At 68.8% G+C, this 22,935-nt stretch carries 22 protein-coding genes and 1 tRNA gene; 13 read left to right on the top strand and 10 right to left on the bottom strand.

Features of this window, described 5'->3' with window-relative positions:
* Positions 1 to 216 precede the first annotated feature (216 nt).
* The 11 genes from urtA to ureG all read left to right on the top strand — a co-directional run bounded on the left by urtA (position 217) and on the right by ureG (position 10,731).
* On the top strand, positions 217 to 1,476 hold the full coding sequence (urtA, locus tag ACUN0C_RS03715; RefSeq protein ID WP_445465427.1) for an urea ABC transporter substrate-binding protein: 1,260 nt from the start codon (positions 217 to 219) through the stop codon (positions 1,474 to 1,476).
* A 78-nt stretch (positions 1,477 to 1,554) separates the two neighbouring features.
* A complete protein-coding gene (gene urtB / locus ACUN0C_RS03710; protein WP_445464981.1) occupies positions 1,555 to 3,153 on the top strand; it encodes an urea ABC transporter permease subunit UrtB in 1,599 nt (532 codons plus the stop codon).
* Complete coding sequence (urtC, locus tag ACUN0C_RS03705; protein WP_445464980.1) at positions 3,150 to 4,301, top strand: urea ABC transporter permease subunit UrtC; 1,152 nt, start codon at positions 3,150 to 3,152, stop codon at positions 4,299 to 4,301. The genes urtB and urtC overlap by 4 nt, the downstream gene beginning before the upstream one ends.
* Positions 4,302 to 4,304: 3 nt before the next feature.
* Positions 4,305 to 5,057: an urea ABC transporter ATP-binding protein UrtD gene (gene urtD, locus ACUN0C_RS03700; RefSeq protein ID WP_445464979.1), complete on the top strand. Its 753-nt coding sequence runs from the start codon at positions 4,305 to 4,307 to the stop codon at positions 5,055 to 5,057.
* A gap of 5 nt (positions 5,058 to 5,062) precedes the next feature.
* Positions 5,063 to 5,758: an urea ABC transporter ATP-binding subunit UrtE gene (gene urtE / locus ACUN0C_RS03695; RefSeq protein ID WP_445464978.1), complete on the top strand. Its 696-nt coding sequence runs from the start codon at positions 5,063 to 5,065 to the stop codon at positions 5,756 to 5,758.
* 3 nt (positions 5,759 to 5,761) lie between these two features.
* A complete protein-coding gene (locus ACUN0C_RS03690; protein ID WP_445464977.1) occupies positions 5,762 to 6,610 on the top strand; it encodes an urease accessory protein UreD in 849 nt (282 codons plus the stop codon).
* Positions 6,611 to 6,623: 13 nt separating this feature from the next.
* Positions 6,624 to 7,256 carry an urease subunit gamma gene (locus tag ACUN0C_RS03685; protein ID WP_445464976.1) on the top strand — a complete coding sequence of 211 codons (633 nt, stop codon included), beginning with the start codon at positions 6,624 to 6,626 and terminating at the stop codon, positions 7,254 to 7,256.
* A gap of 12 nt (positions 7,257 to 7,268) precedes the next feature.
* Positions 7,269 to 8,975: an urease subunit alpha gene (gene ureC / locus ACUN0C_RS03680; protein WP_445464975.1), complete on the top strand. Its 1,707-nt coding sequence runs from the start codon at positions 7,269 to 7,271 to the stop codon at positions 8,973 to 8,975.
* 7 nt (positions 8,976 to 8,982) lie between these two features.
* Positions 8,983 to 9,435, top strand: coding sequence for an urease accessory protein UreE (locus ACUN0C_RS03675; protein WP_445464974.1), 453 nt, complete (start codon positions 8,983 to 8,985; stop codon positions 9,433 to 9,435).
* On the top strand, positions 9,407 to 10,105 hold the full coding sequence (locus ACUN0C_RS03670) for an urease accessory protein UreF (RefSeq protein WP_445464973.1): 699 nt from the start codon (positions 9,407 to 9,409) through the stop codon (positions 10,103 to 10,105). The genes ACUN0C_RS03675 and ACUN0C_RS03670 overlap by 29 nt, the downstream gene beginning before the upstream one ends.
* Positions 10,102 to 10,731, top strand: coding sequence for an urease accessory protein UreG (ureG, locus tag ACUN0C_RS03665; protein WP_445464972.1), 630 nt, complete (start codon positions 10,102 to 10,104; stop codon positions 10,729 to 10,731). Before ACUN0C_RS03670 ends, ureG begins: the two co-directional genes overlap by 4 nt.
* 9 nt (positions 10,732 to 10,740) lie before the next feature.
* Here the strand turns inward: ureG and ACUN0C_RS03660 are convergent, their stop codons facing one another.
* The 5 genes from ACUN0C_RS03660 to ACUN0C_RS03640 all read right to left on the bottom strand — a co-directional run bounded on the left by ACUN0C_RS03660 (position 10,741) and on the right by ACUN0C_RS03640 (position 15,203).
* The gene (locus ACUN0C_RS03660; RefSeq protein ID WP_445464971.1) at positions 10,741 to 11,031 is read right to left on the bottom strand and encodes a hypothetical protein; all 291 of its coding nucleotides are present in this window, start codon (positions 11,029 to 11,031) and stop codon (positions 10,741 to 10,743) included.
* 183 nt (positions 11,032 to 11,214) lie between these two features.
* The gene (locus tag ACUN0C_RS03655; protein WP_445464970.1) at positions 11,215 to 12,405 is read right to left on the bottom strand and encodes a PQQ-dependent sugar dehydrogenase; all 1,191 of its coding nucleotides are present in this window, start codon (positions 12,403 to 12,405) and stop codon (positions 11,215 to 11,217) included.
* 256 nt (positions 12,406 to 12,661) lie between these two features.
* A complete protein-coding gene (locus tag ACUN0C_RS03650; protein WP_445464969.1) occupies positions 12,662 to 14,236 on the bottom strand; it encodes a hypothetical protein in 1,575 nt (524 codons plus the stop codon).
* A 152-nt stretch (positions 14,237 to 14,388) separates the two neighbouring features.
* Positions 14,389 to 14,478: transfer RNA gene (locus ACUN0C_RS03645), tRNA-Ser, on the bottom strand.
* A gap of 95 nt (positions 14,479 to 14,573) precedes the next feature.
* On the bottom strand, positions 14,574 to 15,203 hold the full coding sequence (locus ACUN0C_RS03640; RefSeq protein WP_445464968.1) for a hypothetical protein: 630 nt from the start codon (positions 15,201 to 15,203) through the stop codon (positions 14,574 to 14,576).
* A 99-nt stretch (positions 15,204 to 15,302) separates the two neighbouring features.
* Here ACUN0C_RS03640 and ACUN0C_RS03635 point away from each other — a divergent pair, with 99 nt between their 5' ends.
* A complete protein-coding gene (locus tag ACUN0C_RS03635) occupies positions 15,303 to 15,866 on the top strand; it encodes a type 1 glutamine amidotransferase domain-containing protein (protein ID WP_445464967.1) in 564 nt (187 codons plus the stop codon).
* 78 nt (positions 15,867 to 15,944) lie between these two features.
* Positions 15,945 to 17,360 carry a methylenetetrahydrofolate--tRNA-(uracil(54)-C(5))-methyltransferase (FADH(2)-oxidizing) TrmFO gene (gene trmFO / locus ACUN0C_RS03630; RefSeq protein WP_445464966.1) on the top strand — a complete coding sequence of 472 codons (1,416 nt, stop codon included), beginning with the start codon at positions 15,945 to 15,947 and terminating at the stop codon, positions 17,358 to 17,360.
* A 3-nt stretch (positions 17,361 to 17,363) separates the two neighbouring features.
* On the opposite strand, the gene ACUN0C_RS03625 is transcribed toward trmFO, so the two are convergent.
* From ACUN0C_RS03625 to secD, 5 genes are read right to left on the bottom strand one after another with little or no spacing between them, the layout of a single operon-like run.
* Complete coding sequence (locus ACUN0C_RS03625; RefSeq protein WP_445464965.1) at positions 17,364 to 19,157, bottom strand: DUF4153 domain-containing protein; 1,794 nt, start codon at positions 19,155 to 19,157, stop codon at positions 17,364 to 17,366.
* A complete protein-coding gene (locus tag ACUN0C_RS03620) occupies positions 19,154 to 19,954 on the bottom strand; it encodes a squalene/phytoene synthase family protein (protein ID WP_445464964.1) in 801 nt (266 codons plus the stop codon). Before ACUN0C_RS03620 ends, ACUN0C_RS03625 begins: the two co-directional genes overlap by 4 nt.
* Positions 19,955 to 19,961: 7 nt before the next feature.
* The gene (locus ACUN0C_RS03615) at positions 19,962 to 20,369 is read right to left on the bottom strand and encodes an Mth938-like domain-containing protein (protein ID WP_445464963.1); all 408 of its coding nucleotides are present in this window, start codon (positions 20,367 to 20,369) and stop codon (positions 19,962 to 19,964) included.
* Positions 20,370 to 20,371: 2 nt separating this feature from the next.
* Positions 20,372 to 21,304 carry a protein translocase subunit SecF gene (secF, locus tag ACUN0C_RS03610; RefSeq protein WP_445464962.1) on the bottom strand — a complete coding sequence of 311 codons (933 nt, stop codon included), beginning with the start codon at positions 21,302 to 21,304 and terminating at the stop codon, positions 20,372 to 20,374.
* 14 nt (positions 21,305 to 21,318) lie between these two features.
* Positions 21,319 to 22,923, bottom strand: a complete 1,605-nt coding sequence (gene secD, locus ACUN0C_RS03605; RefSeq protein ID WP_445464961.1) for a protein translocase subunit SecD — start codon at positions 22,921 to 22,923, stop codon at positions 21,319 to 21,321.
* Positions 22,924 to 22,935 lie beyond the last annotated feature (12 nt).

Below are 22,935 nucleotides of genomic sequence, written 5' to 3'. Positions count from 1 at the left end.
ACGATCGTTGTGCAAAGCGCCCGCCATGCCTGCGACTTGTGCACCTCAGCCTTGCCGCCACGTCACCTTGCCCGGAATCCCGCGGCGCCGGCCGGCCTTCCCGTGCTGGCACGGCCCTTGCTCTTTCCCTGCGATGGATGCCCGGACCGGCGTCCGTGGAGAATTGGGGAGAGGCGTATGCTTCAAGGATTGGGGAAGGCCGTTCGCAGCCTGGGGATGGCGGCGGCGGCGGCGGCGCTGTCGGCGAGCCTGCACTCCGCCGCGACGGCGCAGGAGACGATCAAGGTCGGCGTGCTTCATTCGCTGTCGGGCACGATGGCCATCAGCGAGACCACGCTGAAGGACGTCATGCTGATGCTCGTCGAGGAGCAGAACAAGAAGGGCGGCCTGCTCGGCAAGCAGCTGGAGGCGGTCGTCGTCGATCCCGCCTCGAACTGGCCGCTCTTCGCGGAGAAGGCGCGCGAGCTGATCACGGCGCAGCAGGTCGCCGCCGTCTTCGGCTGCTGGACCTCGGTCAGCCGGAAATCCGTGTTGCCGGTCTTCAAGGAACTGAACTCGATCCTCTTCTACCCCGTCCAGTACGAGGGCGAGGAAAGCGAGCGGAACGTGTTCTACACCGGCGCCGCACCGAACCAGCAGGCGATTCCCGCCGTCGACTATCTCATGAACGAGGAAGGCGTGGAGCGCTGGGTGCTCGCCGGCACCGACTACGTCTATCCCCGTACCACGAACAAGATCCTCGAGGCCTACCTTCAGCAGAAGGGCGTCAAGGCCGAGGACATCATGATCAACTACACGCCGTTCGGGCACGCCGACTGGCAGACGATCGTCGCGGACATCAAGAAGTTCGGCTCGACAGGCAAGAAGACGGCGGTGGTGTCGACCATCAACGGCGACGCCAACGTTCCCTTCTACAAGGAGCTCGCGAACCAGGGCGTGGAGGCCACGGACATTCCGGTGGTCGCCTTCTCGGTCGGCGAGGAGGAGCTCGCCGGCGTCGACACCGCCCCGCTCGTCGGCCACCTCGCGGCCTGGAATTACTTCCAGTCGATCGAGAGCCCGGCCAACGCCGAGTTCATCGAGAAATGGCAGGCGTTCACGAAGAACCCGAACCGCGTCAGCAACGACCCGATGGAGGCCCACGTCATCGGCTTCAACATGTGGGTGAAGGCCGTCGAGAAGGCCGGGACCACCGATCCCGACGCGGTCATCGACGCGATCGTCGGCGTCGAGGTCCCGAACCTCACCGGCGGCACGTCGACGATGCTCGCGAACCACCACATCACCAAGCCGGTCTTCATCGGCGAGGTGAATGCCGAGGGCCAGTTCGACGTCGTCTGGCAGACCGACGACCTCGTTCCCGGCGACGCGTGGTCGGACTTCCTGGAAGGCTCGAAGGATCTCGAGGCGGACTGGGTGGAGAAGAAGTGCGGCAACTTCAACACCGCGACCGGCAAGTGCGGCGGCCAGACCTGAACGGCAAGGTCTGAAGAGCAGAGCCGGGCGGTTCATCCGCCCGGCGCCCCACCAGGAACCGCGATTCGGGACAGGTTCATGCCGCCGCTTCGGCCCTTGCGCGCGCTGCTTCTCTTCGTCGCCCTCTGCCTCGCCAGCCTGCCGGTGCACGCCGATCCGATCGACGACGCAGCGGACCGGTTCGCGGGCGGCAGCTTCGACGCGATCGAGGAGGGAATATCCGCTTTGGCGGCGACCGGCTCGGACCGGGCCGCGGAGATCATCGGCGCGCTGGGCGACCGGCGGCTCCTGGTCGGGGCCGATGGCCTCTTCGTCCGGACGAGCGACGGCACCCTCGTTGCGGCACGGAGCGGGCTTCCCGCAACCGTCGATCCTGCCGCCCTCAAGGAGGTGCGGGTGAACAACCGCATCCGCCGCGCGGCCCAGGCAGCGCTCGGCGCGCTGACGCTGATGGCGCCCGATCCCGGTCGGCGCCTGCAGGCGGCGCGGGCGGTCTTCACGTCCCGCGATGCCGCGGCCCTGCCCGTGCTCGACGAAGCGATCGCCAAGGAGAGCGTGCCGCAGGTCAGGGCGGCCATGGAGATGGCCCGCGCCGCGATCCTGATCGGGGAGCGCGACGTCCCCCTGCCCGACCGTCTGGCCGCCGTCGAGACGCTGCGGATGCGCGGCGACCGCAATGCGCTGGCGCTTCTCAACGCCGTCCCGCAGGACGCGCCTGCCGAACTGCGGGAGGCGGCGGCGGCGGCGGCAGGGTCCATCGAACACCGCCTGCAGCTCGCGGCGATCGGCCAGAACGTCGCCTACGGCATCAGCCTCGGCTCCGTCCTGCTGCTTGCGGCGGTCGGCCTCGCCATCACCTTCGGCGTGATGGGCGTCATCAACATGGCGCATGGCGAGATGGTGATGATCGGCGCCTACGCCACCTTCATCGTGCAGGAGCTTGTGCGCGCGCATGCGCCGGGCCTGTTCGGCGCCTCCCTCTTCATCGCCATACCGGTCGCGTTCCTGACGGCGGGCGCGGTGGGCGTCGCCATCGAGCGCGGCGTCATCCGCTTCCTGTACGGCCGGCCGCTGGAGACGCTGCTTGCCACCTGGGGCATCTCGCTGGTGCTCCAGCAGGCGGTGCGCACGATCTTCGGCCCGACCAACCGAGAAGTCGGCACCCCGGCATGGATGAGCGGCGCCTTCGACCTCTGGGGCATGACGCTGACCTGGAACCGTCTCGCCATCGTCGTCTTCGCGCTCGCCGTGTTCGCCGCCCTGCTGCTCGTCCTGCACAGGACGCCGCTCGGCCTCCAGATCCGCGCGGTGACCCAGAACCGGCGCATGGCCGCCTCCATGGGCATCCGTACCGACCGGGTCGATGCCATGACCTTCGGCCTCGGCTCGGGCGTCGCCGGCATGGCGGGCGTCGCTCTCAGCCAGATCGACAACGTCTCGCCGAACCTCGGCCAGGGCTACATCATCGACAGCTTCCTGGTCGTCGTGTTCGGCGGCGTCGGCAATCTCTGGGGGACCTTCGTCGGCGCCTTCACGATCGGCATCGCGAACAAGTTCCTCGAGCCCTATGCCGGCGCGGTGCTCGGCAAGATCGTGCTTCTCGTCGCGATCATCCTGTTCATCCAGAAGCGCCCGCGCGGCCTCTTCGCGCTCAAGGGCCGGGCGGTGGAAGCGTGAGCGGCGCCGGCCTCGTCGACCGCACCGGGGCCATCTTCCTCACGATCGTGCTCGGCGCCGCCGTGATCGTGCCGGTCCTGAACCTCCTGGTGCCGCCCGGCTCACCCTTCCACGTGCCGAACCACCTGCTGCCGCTCGTCGGCAAGTATCTGTGCTTCGCGCTGCTCGCGCTCTCGGTCGACCTCATCTGGGGCTATTGCGGCATCCTCAGCCTCGGACACGGCGCCTTCTTCGCGCTCGGCGGCTATGCGATGGGCATGCACCTGATGCGCGAGGTCGGCCCGCGCGGGGTCTACGCCCATCCGGTCCTGCCGGACTTCATGGTCTTCCTGAACTGGCAGGAGCTGCCCTGGTTCTGGCACGGCTTCGACCGCTTCTGGTTCGCGGCCCTCATGGTGCTCGCCGTGCCGGGCCTGCTCGCCTTCGTGTTCGGCTGGTTCGCCTTCCGCTCGCGCGTGACCGGCGTCTATCTCTCCATCATCACGCAGGCCATGACCTTCGCGCTGATGCTCGCCTTCTTCCGCAACGACATGGGGCTCGGCGGCAATAACGGCCTGACCGACTTCAAGGACATCCTCGGCTTCCCGGTCCAGGCCGCCGGCACGCGGGCGACGCTCTTCGCCCTCTCCGCGCTCGCCCTCGCCGGCGGCTATCTCCTCTGCCGCTGGGTCGTGACCTCGAAGCTCGGCAAGGTGCTGGTCGCCATCCGCGACGCGGAGAGCCGCACCCGCTTCCTGGGCTACCGGGTCGAGCGCTACAAGCTCGCCGTCTTCACGCTCTCCGCCATGCTCGCCGGCCTCGCCGGCGCCCTCTATGTCCCCCAGGTCGGCATCATCAATCCGGGCGAGTTCGCGCCCGCCAATTCCATCGAGATCGTCATCTGGGTGGCGGTCGGCGGTCGCGGCACGCTCGCCGGCGCGGCCCTCGGCGCGCTCGTCGTCAACGCCGGCAAGACCTGGTTCACCGGCGCCATCCCCGAGCTCTGGCTGTTCGCTCTCGGCGCGCTCTTCGTGCTGGTGACGCTGTTCCTGCCGAAGGGCATCCTCGGCACCTTCACGGACGGCTGGCAGCGGACGCAGCGGCGCTTCCGCTCCGACGGCTCCGTGCCGGCGGGCGTGGAAGCGCCAGCGCCGACGGCGGCGGAGTGAGCCATGGACGGCCCGATGACCTCCGCGCTCCTCTACCTCGACGGCATCACGGTGACCTTCGACGGCTTTCGCGCGCTCAACGAGCTTTCGCTGGTGATCGGTCCATCCGAGATGCGCGCCATCATCGGCCCGAACGGCGCCGGCAAGACGACGATGATGGACGTCATCACCGGAAAGACGCGCCCGGACGCCGGCGAGGCGCTTTTCGAAGGCGTCCACGATCTGACCAGCCTCGACGAGGCGGCGATCGCGGAGCTCGGCATCGGGCGGAAGTTCCAGACGCCGACCGTCTTCGACATGCACAGCGTGGAGGACAATATCGTCCTCGCGCTGAAATCGGACCGGAGCCCCCTCGCGTCGCTCCTGGAACGGCCGAGCGCCCGGCGCGCCGAGCGGGTCGATGCGCTGCTCGAGCGCATCCGCCTGCAGCCGCACCGCCACCGCAGGGCTGCGGAGCTTTCGCACGGCCAGAAGCAGTGGCTGGAGATCGGCATGCTGCTCGCCCAGGAGCCGAAGCTGCTGCTCGTCGATGAGCCGGCCGCCGGCATGACGGACCAGGAGACTGCCGACACCGCCGACCTCCTGCGCGAGATCGCGGAAACCCGCGCGGTGGTCGTCGTCGAGCACGACATGACCTTCGTGCGCGATCTCGGCGTCAAGGTGACCGTCCTGCACGAGGGCTCGGTGCTCGCCGAAGGCCCGCTCGATCAGGTCAGCGCCGACGAGCGCGTCGTCGACGTCTATCTCGGGCGGTGAGCGGCATGCTGGCGATCCGCAACCTCGATCTCCATTACGGCGCTGCCCAGGCGCTCCGCGGCGTCGGTCTCGAGGCGAAGGCCGGCGAGGTCACCTGCGTGCTCGGCCGCAACGGCGTCGGCAAGAGCTCGCTGCTCAGGGCGATCACCGGGCACCGCCCGATCAGCCGGGGCGAAATCGTCTTTGACGGCCGCGAGATCTCGAGGCTCAGGGCCTACGAGCGGGCGCGACTCGGCATCGGCTACGTGCCGCAGGGCCGCGAGATCTTCCCGCTCCTCACCGTGAAGGAGAACCTCGAAACCGGCTTCGCGCCGCTGCCGCGCCGGGAGCGCTCGGTGCCCGACGAGGTCTTCGCGCTTTTCCCCGTGCTGAACTCAATGCTTGGCCGGCGCGGCGGCGATCTCTCGGGCGGCCAGCAGCAGCAGCTCGCCATCGGCCGCGCTCTGGTGACACGGCCGCGGCTCCTCGTCCTCGACGAGCCGACGGAGGGCATCCAGCCCTCCATCATCAAGGACATCGGCCGCGCAATCGACTACTTGCGGCGGAAGGGCGACATCGCCATCGTCCTGGTCGAGCAGTATTTCGACTTCGCGCGCGAACTCGCCGACCGCTTCATCGTCCTGGAACGGGGCGAGATCGTCGCCTCCGGCGACCGCGCCGCGCTCGAGGGGGACGATGTCCGCAAGCGCCTGGCGATCTGAGGCATGCTGAAGGTGCTCGATCCCGCGCCGGCCGCGGCGTCCGGAACGCGCGCGCGCCAGCGCTCGCTCGGCCGCGTCGACCTTTCCGTCTCCCGGCAGGGCGGCGCCACGCGCGTCGCCCGGCTCTCGGAGGCCGGCGCCTCGCGTCTCCGGCTCCCGCGCGCCGTCGCCGATCCGCTCGAGGCCGTCATCATCAACACCGGCGGGGGCATGGCCTGCGGGGATCGCTACTCCGTTTCCATCGATGCCGGCGCGCGGTCCGACGTCGTGGTCACCACGCCCGCCGCCGAGCGCGTTTATCGCTCGGATGGCGCCGAGGCGGTGCTGGACGTCCGCCTCGCCGCCGCGTGTGGGGCCTGCCTCGCCTGGCTGCCGCAGGAGACCATCCTCTACGACCGCGCCCGGCTCCGCCGGCGCTTCGACGCGGAATTGGCCGCGGACGCCGCTCTGCTCGTTTTCGAGGCGCTCGTGCTCGGACGCGCCGCATCCGGTGAATCGATGAAGGAAGGCGCGGTTGAGGATCGCTGGCGCATCCGCCGCGACGGCCGCCTCGTCTATGCCGACACGCTCCGGCTTGACGGCGACATTGCGGCGCTGTCGAAGCGTCCGGCCGTGCTCGGCGGCGCCGCCGCGCTGGCAACCCTGCTCTATGTCGCGCCCGATGCCGAGGCGCGGCTGGACGAGGCGCGGGACGCTCTCTCCGGCTCCCGGTCCACCGCCGGCGCGAGCGCCTGGAACGGCATGCTCGCCGTCCGAATCCTTGCGTCGAGCGTCGCAGATCTGAGGCACGATGGCATGCGCCTCATCGAGGCTTTGACGAGCCGGCCGCTCCCGCGCGTCTGGCGATCTTGAGGAGGAGACGAGGGTGAACCTGACCCCGCGCGAGAAGGACAAGCTGCTCGTCGCCATGGCCGCGACGGTCGCGCGCCGGCGGCTGGAACGCGGCGTCAAGCTGAACCACCCCGAGGCGGTCGCGCTGATAACCGACTTCGTCGTGGAGGGCGCCCGCGACGGCCGCTCCGTCGCGGAGCTGATGGCGGCGGGCGCCGAGGTGCTGACGGCGGACCAGGTCATGCCGGGCGTCGCGGAGATGATCCACGACATCCAGGTGGAGGCGACGTTCCCGGACGGCACCAAGCTCGTGACGGTCCACCACCCGATCCGCGGCCCGGCTTCCGCCGAAGTGCCTGGCGCGGTGATGCCGGCGGAGGGCGAGATCGTCTTCAACGCGGGGGCGGAACGGGTGACGGTGACGGTCGCCAATACCGGCGACCGGCCGATCCAGGTCGGCAGCCACTACCATTTCTACGAAACGAACCCGGCGCTCGCCTTCGACCGCGAGCGGACGCGCGGCATGCGCCTCGACATCGCTCCGGGGACTGCGGTGCGATTCGAGCCGGGCGCCACACGCGAGGTGACGCTGGTGCCGCTTTCGGGCACCCGCGAGGTCTACGGATTCCGGCAGGCCGTCATGGGCGCGCTCGAGCGCACGCGCTGAGAGGATCGCATCATGAGCAGGCTTTCCCGCGCCGCCTATGCGGACATGTTCGGCCCGACCGTCGGCGACCGCGTCCGCCTCGCCGATACCAGCCTCGTCGTCGAGGTGGAGAAGGACTTCACGACCTACGGCGAGGAGGTGAAGTTCGGCGGCGGCAAGGTGATCCGCGACGGCATGGGCCAGGGCCAGGCCTCGCGCGCCGAGGGCGCCGTGGACACCGTTATCACCAACGCGCTGATCGTCGACCATTGGGGGATCGTGAAGGCCGATGTCGGGCTGAAGGACGGCCGCATCGCGGCCATCGGCAAGGCCGGCAATCCGCAGACCCAGCCCGGCGTCGACATCGTGATCGGCCCCGGCACCGAGGCGATCGCCGGCGAGGGCAAGATCCTCACGGCCGGCGGTTTCGACGCCCACATCCACTTCATCTGCCCGCAGCAGATCGAGGAGGCCCTGATGTCCGGCGTCACCACCATGCTCGGCGGCGGCACGGGGCCGGCGACCGGCACCAACGCCACGACCTGCACGCCCGGGCCCTGGCACATCGCGCGCATGATTGAGGCGGCGGACGCCTTCCCGATGAACCTCGGCTTCGCCGGCAAGGGCAACGCCTCGACACCGGCCGGCCTCGTCGAGCAGGTCCGCGCCGGCGCCTGCGCGCTCAAGCTTCACGAGGACTGGGGCACGACGCCGGCGGCGATCGACTGCTGCCTGTCGGTCGCCGACGAGCACGACGTCCAGGTGATGATCCACACGGACACGCTGAACGAGTCCGGCTTCGTCGAGGACACGATCGCCGCCTTCAAGGGCCGGACGATCCACGCCTTCCACACCGAGGGCGCCGGCGGCGGCCATGCCCCCGACATCATCAAGGTGGCGGGGCTTGCGAACGTGCTGCCCTCTTCCACCAATCCGACCCGGCCTTACACGGTGAACACCATCGACGAGCATCTCGACATGCTGATGGTGTGCCACCACCTCGACCCGTCGATCCCGGAGGACCTCGCCTTCGCCGAGAGCCGCATCCGCAAGGAGACGATCGCCGCCGAGGACATCCTGCACGATCTCGGCGCGCTTTCGATCATCTCCTCCGACAGCCAGGCCATGGGCCGGGTCGGCGAGGTCGTCATCCGGACGTGGCAGACGGCAGACAAGATGCGCCGCCAGCGCGGCCGGCTTGCCGGCGAGATCGGCGACAACGACAATCTGCGGGTCCGCCGCTACGTTGCGAAGTACACGATCAACCCCGCCATCGCGCACGGCGTCGCCAGGCACATCGGCTCGGTCGAAGCGGGCAAGCTCGCCGACCTCGTGCTCTGGTCGCCCGCCTTCTTCGGCGTGAAGCCGGACCTCGTCATCAAGGGCGGCGCCATCGCCGCCGCGCCGATGGGCGATCCGAACGCCTCCATCCCGACCCCGCAGCCGGTCCACTACCGGCCGATGTTCGGCGCCTTCGGCCGCGCCCTCGCCTCGACCTCGCTCACCTTCGTCTCGGCGGCGGCACTCGAGGGCGGCCTCGCCGCCCGGCTCGGCGTGGCGAAGCCGCTCGTCGCGGTGGAGAACACCCGCGGCATCGGCAAGAAGGACATGGTGCTGAACGACGCGACACCGGTGATCGAAGTCGATCCGGAGACCTACGACGTCCGGGCCGACGGCGAACTGCTGGTCTGCGAGCCGGCCGAAACGCTGCCGATGGCGCAGCGCTACTTCCTGTTCTGAGCGCGCGATGCTGCGCGCCACCGCCATCGTCCGCCGCCCCGACGTGAAGGCGCTGCAGGTCGCCGACCGAATCACCCTCGATCATGCCGAGCGCCACCGCCGCCGGGTCGTGCTGAAAGCCGACCGGGGCCTCGCCTTCCTGCTCGACCTGAAGGAGGCGGACGTCCTGGAGGAAGGCGACGCGCTGCGGCTGGAGGACGGGCGGCTCGTCGCCGTGCGGGCGGCGCCGGAGCGCCTCGTCGAGATCACGGCCGACACGGCCCTGCACCTCATGAGGATCGCCTGGCATGTCGGCAACCGTCACGTCCCCTGCGAGCTGACCGAGGCCGCGCTCTATATCGCCGAGGATCACGTGCTGGCGGAGATGGTGCGGGGCCTCGGCGGCGCCACGCGGGTCGTGGAGCGGCCGTTCCGGCCGGAGCGCGGCGCCTATGACCACGGCCATGCGCATGGCCATTGAAGGCTCCGCGCTCCTGCCGCTGCTCGCCTGGCTGTCGCCGTCCTATCCGGTCGGCGGCTACGCCTATTCGCACGGCCTGGAATGGGCTGCGGAGAGCGGCGAGGTGGCGGACGAGGCGAGCCTGTCCGCCTGGCTCTCCGATTTCGTTCGCCTCGGCGCCGGCCGGAACGACGCCATCCTGTTCGCCCATGCGCACCGTGCCGCCGCGGCGGGGGACGCAGATGCGCTTGCGGCGGTCAACGAGCTGGCGCTCGCGCTTGCGCCGTCGTCCGAGCTCCATCTCGAGACCAGCCAGCAGGGCACGAGCTTCCTCGCCGCCACCCGCGCCGCCTGGCCGGCGCCGGCGATCGAGCGGCTCGCGCCGGAGGGGCCCCTCGCCTATCCCGTCGCGGTCGGGCTCGCCGCAGGCGCCCACGATCTGCCGCTCGAGCCCGCGCTCGACGGCTTTCTGTTCGCGCTGGTGCAGAACCTCGTCTCCGCCGCAATCCGCCTCGGCGTGGTCGGCCAGACCGCCGGCATCCGGGTCGCCGCCGCGCTCGCGCCCGCGATTGCGGCTGTCTCGGCCGGGGCCAGGACGCTCACCCTCGACGATGTCGGGGGCTCGACCTTCCGCGCCGACCTCGGCTCCTTCCTCCACGAAACGCAATATTCGAGGCTCTTCCGCTCATGACCAGCAGCCATGGACCGCTCCGCGTCGGCATCGGCGGCCCCGTCGGCTCCGGCAAGACGGCGCTGATGGAGGCGCTCTGCAAGGCGTTCCGCGACCGCTACGACCTCTGCGCCATCACCAACGACATCTACACCAAGGAGGACGCGCGGCTGCTGACGGTAGCCGGCGCGCTCCCCGTCGAGCGGATCATGGGCGTGGAGACCGGCGGCTGCCCGCACACCGCCATCCGCGAGGACTGCTCCATCAACCTCGCCGCGATCGCCACCATGCGCGGACGCTTCCCGGACCTCGATTTGGTGCTGATCGAATCCGGCGGCGACAATCTCGCCGCGACCTTCTCGCCCGAGCTCGCCGACCTGACGATCTACGTGATCGACGTGGCCGGCGGCGAGAAGATCCCGAGGAAGGGCGGCCCCGGCATCACCCGCTCCGACCTCCTGGTCGTCAACAAGACCGATCTCGCGCCGATGGTCGGCGCCGACCTCTCTGTGATGGAGGCGGACACCCGCCGCATGCGCGGCGAGCGGCCCTACGTCTTCGCCAGCATTCGCGGCGGCGTCGGCGTCGATGCCGTCGCGCGCTTCGTCGAGGAAGCCGGCGGCCTCTCCCCCTCCGCGGCCGCCTGAGCGCCGCCGCTAGGCCGGCTCGCCCCGACGCAGCCGGCGATGCTTCCGTTCCACGACGACGGCGCGCGGCAGGCCTGCGATCCGCCGGGCCGGGCCCGCCTCCCGCCGCGCGGCGTGCAGCGCGACGGCGGGATGGCCGACGAGCTCGCCCGGCTCCACGCCGAGCAGCCCGGCCGCGAAGGCGAGCCGGTCCTCCTGGCTGCCGGGGATGTGGTCCGCCGCCTGAAGCGCCTCCTCGATCGTCGGAGGCTCGTGGCGCACCCGCGGCGGCGGGTTGGGTCGATCGGTTCTCCAGGCCATGAACTGCGTCTCCGGCGCTCCGAGGAGCGGTTGCTGCAGTGCACAATAGAACGGAGCGCCGACGGTTCCAACCGCCGCGATGAAGGATCGTCGCACCGCCCCGCGACCCGCGCCCGCCCCGCGGGAAGGGTGGCGACCGGCAGGCGGGAAGGCCCCGCAGGGCCCTCCCCCTCCGCGTCTGCGCTAGCCCTGCGGCGCGAGGCGCAGCACCGCGCCGTCCGGCTCGTCGGTCACCAGCCACAGGCCGCCGTCTGGGCCGATCGCGACGTCGCGCACGCGCCGGCCGATCTCGATGCTCTCCTCGCCGGCCACCTCGCCGCCCTCGAGCCGGACGCGCACGACGCCCTCCGTCACCAGCCCGCCGATCAGCATGTCGCCGGACCAGTCGGCGAAGGCCGAGCCGTCCGGCACGAAGGTGAGGCCCGACGGCGCGACCGTCTCGCCGAAGACGTGGACCGGCGAGACCATGCCCTCGCGCCCGAGGCCGACGCCGATCGGCGCGCCCGAATAGTCCTGCCCGCCGGTCAGGAACGGCCAGCCGTAATTGTTGCCGGCGACCAAGAGGTTGATCTCGTCGCCGCCGTCGGGCCCGTGGTCGGCCGCCCACAGCTCGTTCGTCGCCGGGTGGATGGCGAGCGCCTGGATGTTGCGGTGGCCGATCGAGAAGAGATACGGGTCCGGCTCGCCCTTCTCGGGGTCGTCGACTTCGAAGGTCGGGTTGTCGCCGTGCGGCTCGCCGGCATCGCTCATGCGCAGCACCGAGCCGGCCTGGTCGCTCGCGTCCTGCGCGCGCTCGAGGTTCCGCCGCTCGCCGATCGAGAGATGGAGCGCGCCGTCGCCGTCGAACGCCATGCGCCCGCCGAAATGGAGCCCGCTCGAATCCCGGTCCGCCTCCTTCATCACGAAGACGTCCTCGACGTCGCCGAACCGCACCGCGCCGTCCTCTTCCGTGACCGTGCCGCGGATTACGGCCATCGCCGCGCCGTTCGGCGTCGCGCGCGAATAGCTGACATAAGCGAGGCCGTTCTCCTCGAAGCGCGGATGGAGCGTCACGTCGAAGAGCCCGGCCTGGCTCCGCTCCGTCTCGCCTTCGTAGCGGAAGAGGTCGTCGGCCTGCCAGATCGGCTCCGACAGCGTGCCGTCGCGGTGGCCGACGCGGAGCGCGCCGCCGTTCCGCTCCGTCACGAGGAAGCGGTCGTCGGAGATGAAGGCGAGCGCCCAGGGGTGCTCCAGCCCGTCGATGACCGTTTCGACGGCGAGGGCGTAATGCTCCGTCTCCACCGCCGGGGTCTCAGCGCGTGCGGGGGCGAGCGCGGGGGCGAAGGCGAGGAGAACGAAGGGCGAGGCCATTGCGGCACGCGAGGCGAATTTCATCGGCAGCTCCAGGGTTCGGATCGTTGGAGCGTCGCCAATGCGCGGGATGCGCAAATCGTTCTGGAGGTGATTAGAAACAATTCAGAATGGTTTCAGTGTACTACAAGCTCCTCCCAACCGCGACCACAAACACTCTCTGTCCTCCACACCGATTTGTGCTCCTCACACTCATAGGTTTATGCATATTGCCCCACCCTTCCCAGCGGTTCCTCCGCCAGACTACCATTCGTGCTCGCTTTGGATATGACTTGGCTAATCAGGGATCAACCTTCACAATAGCATCTATCTTCTCTAACAAAGGTATTACAAGTCTGTTACGAATAGCCGTTCGGACTTCATCTGTAATCCCGCCGGATTTCACTTCCCTCCAAATATCAGTCAAATCAACACTTCCCGTCACTGTCGGAATACCAACCACCTTCGTTTCGGCGCGAGGCTCGAGGAATACCGGAATTATGTGCTTTGATCGGCCTCCTGCAGTACGAATATCCCGTTCGTAGTTGGTCCATATCCTGTCAAGATAACTTGACTCCAAGAACACAAGATAATACCTGCACGATTCTGAGTACACACGTTTAAGGGTGCCCTCCAGGTTCTCCGCCAACAGCACAGCTTGCTGGTCGAAATCATAAAATGTCACTACATCCTCATCCTTAAGTTCACAATTGATCAATTCCACAATACTCCGCACTTCCCCAGAAAACGAAAACCCAACGTCAAACTTATATACTGACGAGCGTTCCGCGCTATCCGATGTCACTCCAAGCTCGCGGTATAAATCGTCCTTTTTCATGAACGTCAAAAAGTATCTAAACAACGGATCTTCAATCGAAAATCCAGCATCTTCAAATGCTAGCTGTTTTCGAAGGTCGACATTTCTTTCTGGATCATAAATCACTTCATTTATTCGCGCTCGAACGGCTTTTATCCCCGGCTTCCTTCGGTCAGGTACATTGCTCAATATAGTATCGAATGGAATAACAAGATCATGAAGCTTTGCGATAGAAAGAAGAATCTCAAGGTATGGCTTGTTTCCACCAGGTCGCCACTTCTTACCTTTCGCGAACATTTTTGCAACCGGCATAAACCTGTTGCTAAGCTCGTCCATAAGTCTCTGTCTAATCTCAAGAACATCAGATCGAATTATACAAGTGTCTACGCACGTCTGAAATATTCCATTCATAGAACATATCTTATTGCAGACATATTGGGCAAGCCAAAAATTTCCGGCAGACTCCGCCAAAACGATCTCTGAGTCCTCAAAGATAACGTTCAGTTCTTGCTCCCCTTCGTCCACTAAACGTCTAATCTCATCATCAGTGGCGCGCTTAAATCGGTATGCTCCAAGACGTGGCCCTAGGTCTTGCGCCGTCGCGAGCAAAGATGCTCCCGCTGTAGGTATTCCAATCAGGATTACCTTCGGTGGAAATTCATCCTCAAACGCACGATCGCTCATACGCTTTAACTCTTCGCCGTACTTAACCCTTAGCCTATCATCTAATATATGAAAATCGTCAATTACTAGGATTTTTGGGCGATCCTCGGAACCGGAGTCTTTTGAATTCTGAAGAAATTCATCTATTATATCTTTCGCGTTCTCATCTCGTCCGCTCACAAGCGTATATGTTTTGTCCTTTGACCATCCTATTTCTTCAAAAACCTTGTATACCACACAAGTTTTACCGATACCGGATGGACCCTCTATAAGGACGTGCTTACCGGCCTGCTCAATATCGGCCCTTACTTCGCCAAAGTAGGGTGGCTTGACATAGGTGTACGGCGGCAGTCCGACAGTCTTGAAGACCTCGGCCAAATTGCGAACAGGACCCATGCAAACCTCCGCGCCAGCTCGATTTTGCACCAGACGCGGCCGAGCCAGATTGTCAATTCCTACCAGAAATTGCGTAAGCACGAAACTCGCGTCAGCGAAAAACGAAGTGATGAGAGCATATGAAGGAGCTGAACCGGGGTATCGGAAATCAATGGCGGATGGGGTGGGATTCGAACCCACGAGGCGGTTGCCCGCCTGCCGGTTTTCAAGACCGGTGCCTTCAACCGCTCGGCCACCCATCCGGACCTCGTAGATGGCCCATCGCGGGGCCGCCGCGCAAGCCTCTGCGCCTGGTTGCCTATTGGGGCGTCTTCCCTCCGCCTCGGACCCCCTCGCCTCACGGCACGCCCGCCCCCGCCCTTGCGGCGAGCCAGCGCGGGAGGGGCTCGACGAGCGGCGGCTCGGCATTGGCGCGCGGCCAGGAATCGACCACCCAGGCGGCACCCCCCTTCGTCTCGGCGATGACGGCGGAGGCGTGCGGGTAGCGGCCGTCGATCAGGATGCCGCGCGAGGCCGGGTGCGCCACGCGGTGGTGGCGGAGGAGCCCGCGCGCGGATAGCAGCAGGAGCAGGCTCGTCGTGTTCGTCGCCTCGTCGACGCAATCCATCTGCGTCGGGTCGCCGCCGCCGATCCGCTCGAAGCCGCCCTGGTCCGAGGACGTGCCGACGCGCCTGCCGACGATCGCCTCGAAGACCTGCACCGCCTGGGCGATCGCGCGGCGCTCCGCCTCGGGGGTCGCGGCGGGCTTGCCGAGCGGCGCCGCGATGCGCGCGATCTCGGCCGACGTGAAGGTGATCGGCGTGACGCGGCTGCAGCCGAAGGCGTGGCAGATCGCGACGCGGTCGCCGCGCGGCGCCCAGGTGCCGCGGCCGGCATACCAGCTCTCCGGGCCGGCCGCCGAATGGCCGACGCAGCCGGCAAACACGGCGGCGAGCCCGAGAGCCAGGAATCGGCGAGGACCGCCCATGCCTCATCTCTATGGCGGATCGGTCGCAGGCGGAAGCCCGGAACGCCTCGCGCGCGCGGCCGTTGTCCCGGCATTCCCGAGACATCACGGAGGTTTCCGATGCAGTCGCTCAACGGCAAGCGCATCGCCATTCTCGCCACCCACGGCTTCGAGCAGTCCGAGCTCGAGGTGCCGCTCGCCAAGCTCCGCGAGGCGGGCGCCGCGGTCGACGTGGTCTCGACCGAGGCGGGCGAGATCAAGGGCTGGGACAAGAAGGACTGGGGCCGGCCGGTGAAGGTGGACCGCAAGCTCGAAGAGGTGAGCGCCGACGAATACGACGCGCTCGTGCTCCCCGGCGGTCAGATCAACCCGGACATCCTCCGGGTCGACCCCGCCGCGCTCGATTTCGTCCGCGCCTTCGACGCGCAGAAGAAGGTGATCGCCGCCATCTGCCATGCGCCGTGGCTCCTCATCGAGACGGGCATCCTGAAGGGCCGCAACGCCACCGGCTACAAGTCGATCAGGACCGACATCGAGAATGCCGGCGCCCATTTCCGCGACGAGCCGGTCGTGGTCGATAAGGGCATCGTCACGAGCCGCAACCCCGGCGACCTCGACGCCTTCTGCGCCAAGATCGCCGAGGAGGTGAACGAGGGCCGCCACGAGCGGCGGAGCGCGGCCTGACCCGTGGCCTCGCGGGCGCTCGCGGGGGCGGCGGCCGCCGCCCTTGCGGGCCCCGCCTTGCGCCGGCATAAGCGCGGCATGTCCACCAAGACCCCGATCCACGTCGTCGGCGCGGGCCTCGCCGGCTCCGAGGCGGCCTGGCAGGTCGCGAGCGCCGGCCTGCCCGTCGTGCTCCACGAGATGCGCCCGGCCGAGATGACGCCGGCGCACCAGACCGGCGGCTTCGCCGAGCTGGTCTGCTCCAATTCCTTCCGCTCCGACGATTGCGAGACGAACGCCGTCGGCCTCCTCCACGCCGAGATGCGGCGCGCCGGCTCGCTGGTCATGGCGACCGCCGACGCCCACCAGGTGCCCGCCGGGGGGGCGCTCGCGGTCGACCGCGTCGGCTTCTCCGATGCGGTGACGCAGGTGCTCCGTTCCCATCCGCTGGTGCGCGTCGAGCCGGGCGTGGTCGAGGCGCTGCCGCCGGAGGCCTGGGGCCCCGCCATCGTCGCCACCGGGCCGCTCACGGCCGCCCCTCTCGCGCAGTCGATCATCGCGGCGACCGGCGCCGACCGGCTCGCCTTCTTCGACGCGATCGCGCCGATCGTCCACCGCGAGACGATCGACATGGACGTCGCCTGGTTCCAGTCGCGCTACGACAAGCCGGGGCCGGGCGGCACCGGCGCGGACTACGTCAACTGCCCGCTCGACCGCGAGACCTATGCGCGCTTCGTCGAGGCGCTGGTGGCGGCGGAGGTCGCCGAATTCCGCGACTGGGAGAAGGACACGCCCTATTTCGAGGGCTGCCTGCCGATCGAGGAGATGGCGCGCCGCGGTCCCGAGACGCTCCGGCACGGCCCGATGAAGCCGGTCGGCCTGACCAACCGCCACCGGCCGGAGGACCGCCCCTACGCCGTCGTCCAGCTCCGCCAGGACAACGCGCTCGGCACGCTCTACAACATGGTCGGATTCCAGACGAAGATGAAGTACGGCGAGCAGGTCCGCGTCTTCCGCATGATCCCGGGCCTGGAGCAGGCCGAATTCGCGCGGCTCGGCGGCCTCCACCGCAACACCTTCATCAATTCGCCGGCGCTGCTCGACCCGACGCTCCAGCTGAAGGCGCGGCCGCACATCCGCTTCGCCGGCCAGATCACCGGCTGCGAGGGCTACGTGGAATCGGCGGCGATCGGCCTCCTCGCCGCGCGCTTCGCGATCGCCGAGGCGCGCGGGACGGCGCTTCCCCCGCCGCCGCCGACCACCGCCCACGGCGCGCTGCTCGGCCACGTCACCGGCACGAGCCGGGTCGAGGAGGACGGCGCCCCGGGCGCGTTCCAGCCGATGAACGTGAATTTCGGCCTGTTCCCGCCGATCGCCGAGGCCGTGACCGGTGCAGACGGCCGGCGGCTCCGCGGCAAGGAGAAGACGCAGGCCCGCAAGCGCGCCCTCTCCGCCCGCGCGCTCGCCGATTTCGCGGCATGGATCGAGGGCCAGCCCGCGCGCGACGCCGCCTGAAGCCTAGTTCCAGTCGGCCGCGGCGAGGAGCAGGGTGTAGCGGCCGAACACGCTCTCGACCGCGCCGGCCACGATGGTCGCGCTCACGCTTTCGAAGAGGAGCGCGACCTCACGGCCGTCGACCTCGGCCCGGACGAGGAGCGGCCCGTCGCGGGCCGCGGGATCGCCGTCGCGGGCCGCGATCACCTGACCGAACAGGCGCGCGAGATCGGCGTTGGAGAGCGTGGCCGCCACGTCGCCGCGCGTGAAGGTGAGCCCGTCGGGGCCCGGCCGGATCGTCAGCGGCGATCCGGCGAGCGCGATCTCGGTCCCCGGCGCCTCCACGCCCCAGTCGAGCATCGGCACCAGCGTGTCGAAGCGGCCGGTCGCGACCGCCGCGTGCGCGCCCGGCCGGGCGGAATAGGTCCAGCTCCGGTCCGGCCCGCGCGGGCCCGCCGGCAGCCCCATCGCCGCCTCGATGCGCGCGAGCAGGCCGTCCCGCCCGCCGGCGAACGGGTTCCCCTCGCCGCTCGGGAAGGCCGGCGCGAGCCGGTCGAGCTGGCCCGCCTCGGCGAGGAAGCGCAGGATGGAGCGGAGCGCGTCGGCGTCGGCGGGCGCGAGCGCCGCCGTCCGCGCCACCCGCCCGTCCTCCAGCGCGCCGGCGGCGTGGAGGATCGCGACCGCCCGCTCCGCCTGGCTCCGCACCGACACCGCCATCATCCCCCACGGCCCGGCCGCGGCGAGGAGCAGCGCGGCCATGCCGAGCGCCGGGATGATCCGGATGTCCTGCCTCAGCCGCGCGACCGCCTGCGCGGCGAGCACGAGCGCCAGGAACACCGCGAAGAGCACCAGCGCGTAGCGCCGCGGCGTCACCCCGGCATCGCCGATCCTGATCGCGATCGCGAAGGCGAGCAGCAGCAGCGGTCCGGGCAGAAGGAACGGCCAGAACCGCAGGAAGAGCCGCGTCGTCGCCCGCGCGAAGGTGGCGAACGGGTGGACCGCGAGCCGGAGCAGCAGCACCGCCATCCCGAAGCTCAGCACCATCCAGCCGATCTGGTTCTTCGGGAGTTCCCCCGTCAGCACGATCTTCAGCCCGTAGACGTGCAGGATCGCCGCATAGACGGCGAGGAGCGGCACGGCGACGAAATCGGACAGCACCTCGACGCCCGCCACGACGAGGTCGCGGCGGTCCACCGCGTCCTCCGCCGGCATCTGCCGCGGGATCTGCGAAAGCGCGAAGAGCGGCCCGACGAAGCCGAGGCCCGTCACCCAGACATGGCCGTAGACGGCGCCGCGGATCGGCACGTCGAAGAGATATTCGAGCGAGGCGAGGATCGCCGAGACGCCGGCGAGGAACACCACGGTCGTCACGAAGGCGAGCGCGGCGGTGTTGATCAGCCGCCAGACGAAGGCCCAGAACCCGGCGCAGCCCGCGCCGACATAGGGCGCCAGCGGAACGGCGAGGAGCAGCGCGCCGATGAGGGCCGGCGGCGCGACGAGGAGCGGCTCGGCGAACCACACCGCCGCCGCCGCCGCGACCCCCGCGCAGGCCGATGCCCCCTGCCGCACGCCGTACCCGGCGCCGCGCCGCTCCAGGTGGAGGGCGGCCGCCGCGCTCCCGGCGATCATGGCGACGAGCGCCAGGCTGATCCGCTCGAGCACCTCCCGGGACAGGCCGTCCGGCGCCGCGACCTCCCAGTTCCCCACCGCGGTCAGCGCGGCGATCGCGAGGATCGTGACCGGAAAGCGCGCGAAGCCGACGACGACCTCGTCCCGCCGCGACCAGATCCCGCCGAAGGCCCTCGCCAGCCTGCTCATGGACGCGCGCTGCCGATCTTCAGCGGCCCGCCCACCCGGCCGGTCGCCGCCGCCGCCGTCATGCGGGCGAGCAGGCGGAGATCGCCGGGACCCGGCCTCCCGGCCGCGGCAGCGGAAAGGACCGGCTCGACGAGGACGAGCGGCAGGAAGGCCGGCAGCGCGGCCGCGGGCGACAGGGCAAGTGCCCGATTTGCGTCGGCGAGCGCGCGCCGCGCCGCGCCGACGAGCCCCTGGTCGTCGCCGGGCGCACCCGCTTCCAGTCCGCCCGCATCGCGCATCGCGCCGGCGTGCGGCCGCGCCGCGATCCGCCTTGCCAGGCCGTAGGCGAGTCCGGCCGAGCGGATGAGTTCGCTGCCCACCTCGGCGCCGAGGATCTGCGCCGCGGCGCTGAAGACGGCGCCCTCGGTCGCGGCCAGGTGCGCTGCCAATTCCTCGCCGGAGGTTGCGTCGCCATAGAGAAGCGGCCGCCATGCGGTCGCCATGTCCTGGAGAGCCTCCACGGAGAGCCCGAAACGGCCGATCGCGCGGGCGATCTCCTCGAGGAGCGGCGTCTGCGCGGAGCCGCCGCCCCCGGTGCCGATCTCGCCCAGCGCATCCCGCCACCATTGCAGCCGGATCTCGCCGAGGAGGGGCTCCCGGACACGCAGCGGCACCAGCCGCAGCTCGGCCGCGAGCGCATAGAGTGCATGGAGGGCCGGCCGCCGGTCCGCCGGCGCGAAAAGGGTCGCATAATAGCGCGGGCGGTCCGCCTCCCGGACCAGCCCGGCCGTTTCGCTGGCCGTTGCCGCGTCGGCCATCGCCGCCTCAGCGGACCAGGTCCACGGCGATGAACCCCGCGGCGACCGCCCTCCCCTCCGACAGGAGCACGTTGTAGGTGCGCACCGCCGCGCCGGTCGACATCAGGTCGGGAACGAGGCCCGCCTCCCTCAGGGCCGACAGCGCCGGCGGGGCGAGCGGGACGAGCCGCTCTCCGGTGCCGATCAGCAGCACCTCGATCGCCCCGGCCTCGTCCAGGATCTGGCGAAGGCTTTCGGGCGAGACGTCCTCGGGCGACAGGACCGCCCAGGATTCGATGCCGCTCGGCAGCGCGACGATCGACCCCCGGTGCGACATGTCGGCGAAGCGGAAGCCGCCATTGCCGTAGGCGTCGATCGGCGCCCGCCCGGGAAAGCGGGCCGGCTCCAGGATGAACCCGCCGGAGCCCTCGCCCATGGTCAGGCTCCCGCCGCCTCGGGCTCCGCCTGAGCGCCCGGTCCCGGCCGCAGGTTGAAGTAGATGAGGATCGGCGCGCTGACGAAGATGGAGGAATAGGCGCCGACCACCACGCCGAAGATCATCGCCGCGGTGAAGGACCGGATCACCTCGCCGCCGAAGAAGAAGAGGGCGAACAGCGCGAGCAGCGTCGTCACGCCCGTCAGCAGCGTGCGGCCCAGCGTCTGGTTGAGCGCGATGTCGAGAACCTCCGGCAGCGACTTCTTCTTGTACTTCCTGAGGATTTCCCGGATCCGGTCGTAGATGACGACGGTGTCGTTGAGTGAATAGCCGACGATCGTCAGGATGGCGGCGATGCTGCTGACGTTGAAGTCGATCTGCGTCAGCGCGAAGAATCCGAGCGTCAGGCCGGCATCGTGGATGAGCGTGATGATCGCGCCGAGCGCGAACTGCCATTCGAAGCGGAACCAGATGTAGATCATGATCGCGAGCATCGTCAGCGCGACTGCCAGCGTGCCCGTATAGGCGAGTTCGCCCGAAACGCGCGGGCCGACTACCTCGACGCGGCGATAAGTGTAGTCTTCCGACCCGAGCGTCTGCTGAACGCGCCGCACGGCGTCCTGCTGGGCCTGCTCCCCGCCCTCCTGGGTCGCGATGCGGATCGTCGCCTCGTTCGGTGAGCCGAAGCCCTGGACCTCGACATCCCCGAGGCCGAGCGTTCCGAGCGTGCTGCGGATGCCCGCCAGATCGGCTTCCGGCGCCCTGCTCTGGATCTCGATCAGCGTGCCGCCGCGGAAGTCGATGCCGTAGTTCGGCTGGATCGTGAAGAAGAGGACGAGCGACACGGCGAGCGCGAAGATCGTCAGCGGAAAGCCGACCTTCGCGTACCGCATGAACGGGATGTGGGTGTCGTCGGGAACGAGCCGCAATGCCATGGCGCGTCAGCCCTTCAGAGTGCGAGGGTCTTGGGTCGCCGCCAGCGCACCCACAGGGACACGATGAGCCGCGTGATCGTATAGGCGGTGAACATGGTCGTCATCACGCCGATGCCAAGCGTCACCGCGAAGCCTCGGATCGGACCGGAGCCGAGCGTGAACAGCGCGGCCGCCGCGATCAGCGTGGTGAGATTGGCGTCGACGATCGTTCCGATCGCCAGGCTGAAGCCGGACTGGATCGCGTTAATCGGCGATTTCCCGAGCCGCAGTTCCTCCCGGATCCGTTCGTAGATGAGCACGTTCGCGTCCACCGCCATGCCCATCGTCAGCACGATGCCGGCAATGCCCGGCAGCGTCAGCGTCGCCTGGAGGAGCGTGAGGATCGCCATGATCATCACCAGGTTGGTGACGAGCGCGATGACGCTGAACCAGCCGAGCAGGCCGTAGGCGATGACCATGAACACGAGCACGCCGACAAGGCCGATGAGCGCGGCCATCTCGCCGGCCTCGATCGAATCCTGGCCGAGGCTCGGCCCGACGGTCCGCTCCTCGACGATGGTGAGGTCGGCCGGCAGCGCGCCGGCCCTGAGCAGGACCGCGAGGTTCTGCGCGCTCTCGACCGTGAAGTTGCCCTCGATCTGGCCGGTGCCGCCGAGGATCGGCGAACGGATCACCGGCGCCGTGATCACCTTCTCGTCCAGCACGACCGCGAACCGGCGGTTGACGTTCGCCTGGGTGAGCTGCCCGAAGATCGTCGCTCCCCGGGTGTTGAACCGGAAGGTCACGATCGGCTGGTTGGATTGCTGGTCGAAGGCGGGCTGTGCATCGACGAGGTCGTCGCCGGACAGGCGCGCGCGGGATTCGATGAGGATCGGCCCGTCGTTCGGATCGGCCGGCTCGGCCACCTCGCAGCCGGCCGGCGGCCTGCCCTGCATGGCCTCGGTGAGCGACCCTTCCGGGCATTCCAGGTGGAATGTCATGCGGGCGGTCTGACCCAGCACGTCCTTCAGTTGCCCGGTGTCCTCCAGGCCTGGGACCTGGACCAGAATGCGGTCCTCGCCCTCGCGCTGGATCGTCGGCTCGGTGGTTCCGAGCGCGTTGAGCCGCCGTTCCAGCACGCTCAGGCTCTGGTCGACCGCCGAGCGGACCCGGGCATCGATGCCCTGATCCGTAAGGGCCAGGCGGATCTGCTCGCCCTGGCGGTCGAGCGTGACCTCGCTGACGGGGGTCCCGCCGAACATGCCGCTCGGGATCGGGTTGGAGAGCGGGCGAAGCGCCTCCAGCGCGCGATCGGCATCGGCGGCGTCGCGCAGCGTGAACGACACCGTGCGGCCGCGGACGCCGAGATTCCGGTAGCCGATGCGCTGGTCGCGAAGCGACTGGCGCACGTCGTCGGTGAGCGTCTCGAGCCGGTCGCTGATCAGGCTGTCCCGCTCGACTTCCAGGAGCAGGTGCGCCCCGCCGCGTAAGTCGAGGCCGAGCACGATCCGGTTCGAGGGCAGCCATCCCGGCCAGCGGGATACGGTGTCTGCCGTGAAGAAGTTCGGAATCGTGGCGATGACGCCGGCAAGGACGACCGCGACGATCAGCGCGATCTTCCAGCGTGGGAAGTAGAGCATCTAGGGCCCGGC

Source organism: Faunimonas sp. B44, from assembly GCF_052655945.1.
The sequence above is the reverse complement of the archived record's forward strand: the minus strand, read 5'-3'. Positions and strand labels throughout refer to the sequence as shown.

Bases quoted from the DNA above. Each gene is read 5' to 3' on its own strand.
- urtA (WP_445465427.1), top strand. From the start codon at position 217: ATGGCGGCGGCGGCGGCGGCGCTGTCGGCGAGCCTGCACTCCGCCGCG.
- urtB (WP_445464981.1), top strand. From the start codon at position 1,555: ATGCCGCCGCTTCGGCCCTTGCGCGCGCTGCTTCTCTTCGTCGCCCTC.
- urtD (WP_445464979.1), top strand. From the start codon at position 4,305: ATGGACGGCCCGATGACCTCCGCGCTCCTCTACCTCGACGGCATCACG.
- urtE (WP_445464978.1), top strand. From the start codon at position 5,063: ATGCTGGCGATCCGCAACCTCGATCTCCATTACGGCGCTGCCCAGGCG.
- ACUN0C_RS03690 (WP_445464977.1), top strand. From the start codon at position 5,762: ATGCTGAAGGTGCTCGATCCCGCGCCGGCCGCGGCGTCCGGAACGCGC.
- ureC (WP_445464975.1), top strand. From the start codon at position 7,269: ATGAGCAGGCTTTCCCGCGCCGCCTATGCGGACATGTTCGGCCCGACC.
- ACUN0C_RS03675 (WP_445464974.1), top strand. From the start codon at position 8,983: ATGCTGCGCGCCACCGCCATCGTCCGCCGCCCCGACGTGAAGGCGCTG.
- ACUN0C_RS03670 (WP_445464973.1), top strand. From the start codon at position 9,407: ATGACCACGGCCATGCGCATGGCCATTGAAGGCTCCGCGCTCCTGCCG.
- ureG (WP_445464972.1), top strand. From the start codon at position 10,102: ATGACCAGCAGCCATGGACCGCTCCGCGTCGGCATCGGCGGCCCCGTC.
- ACUN0C_RS03660 (WP_445464971.1), bottom strand. From the start codon at position 11,031: ATGGCCTGGAGAACCGATCGACCCAACCCGCCGCCGCGGGTGCGCCAC.
- ACUN0C_RS03655 (WP_445464970.1), bottom strand. From the start codon at position 12,405: ATGAAATTCGCCTCGCGTGCCGCAATGGCCTCGCCCTTCGTTCTCCTC.
- ACUN0C_RS03650 (WP_445464969.1), bottom strand. From the start codon at position 14,236: ATGGGTCCTGTTCGCAATTTGGCCGAGGTCTTCAAGACTGTCGGACTG.
- ACUN0C_RS03640 (WP_445464968.1), bottom strand. From the start codon at position 15,203: ATGGGCGGTCCTCGCCGATTCCTGGCTCTCGGGCTCGCCGCCGTGTTT.
- ACUN0C_RS03635 (WP_445464967.1), top strand. From the start codon at position 15,303: ATGCAGTCGCTCAACGGCAAGCGCATCGCCATTCTCGCCACCCACGGC.
- trmFO (WP_445464966.1), top strand. From the start codon at position 15,945: ATGTCCACCAAGACCCCGATCCACGTCGTCGGCGCGGGCCTCGCCGGC.
- ACUN0C_RS03625 (WP_445464965.1), bottom strand. From the start codon at position 19,157: ATGAGCAGGCTGGCGAGGGCCTTCGGCGGGATCTGGTCGCGGCGGGAC.
- ACUN0C_RS03620 (WP_445464964.1), bottom strand. From the start codon at position 19,954: ATGGCCGACGCGGCAACGGCCAGCGAAACGGCCGGGCTGGTCCGGGAG.
- ACUN0C_RS03615 (WP_445464963.1), bottom strand. From the start codon at position 20,369: ATGGGCGAGGGCTCCGGCGGGTTCATCCTGGAGCCGGCCCGCTTTCCC.
- secF (WP_445464962.1), bottom strand. From the start codon at position 21,304: ATGGCATTGCGGCTCGTTCCCGACGACACCCACATCCCGTTCATGCGG.
- secD (WP_445464961.1), bottom strand. From the start codon at position 22,923: ATGCTCTACTTCCCACGCTGGAAGATCGCGCTGATCGTCGCGGTCGTC.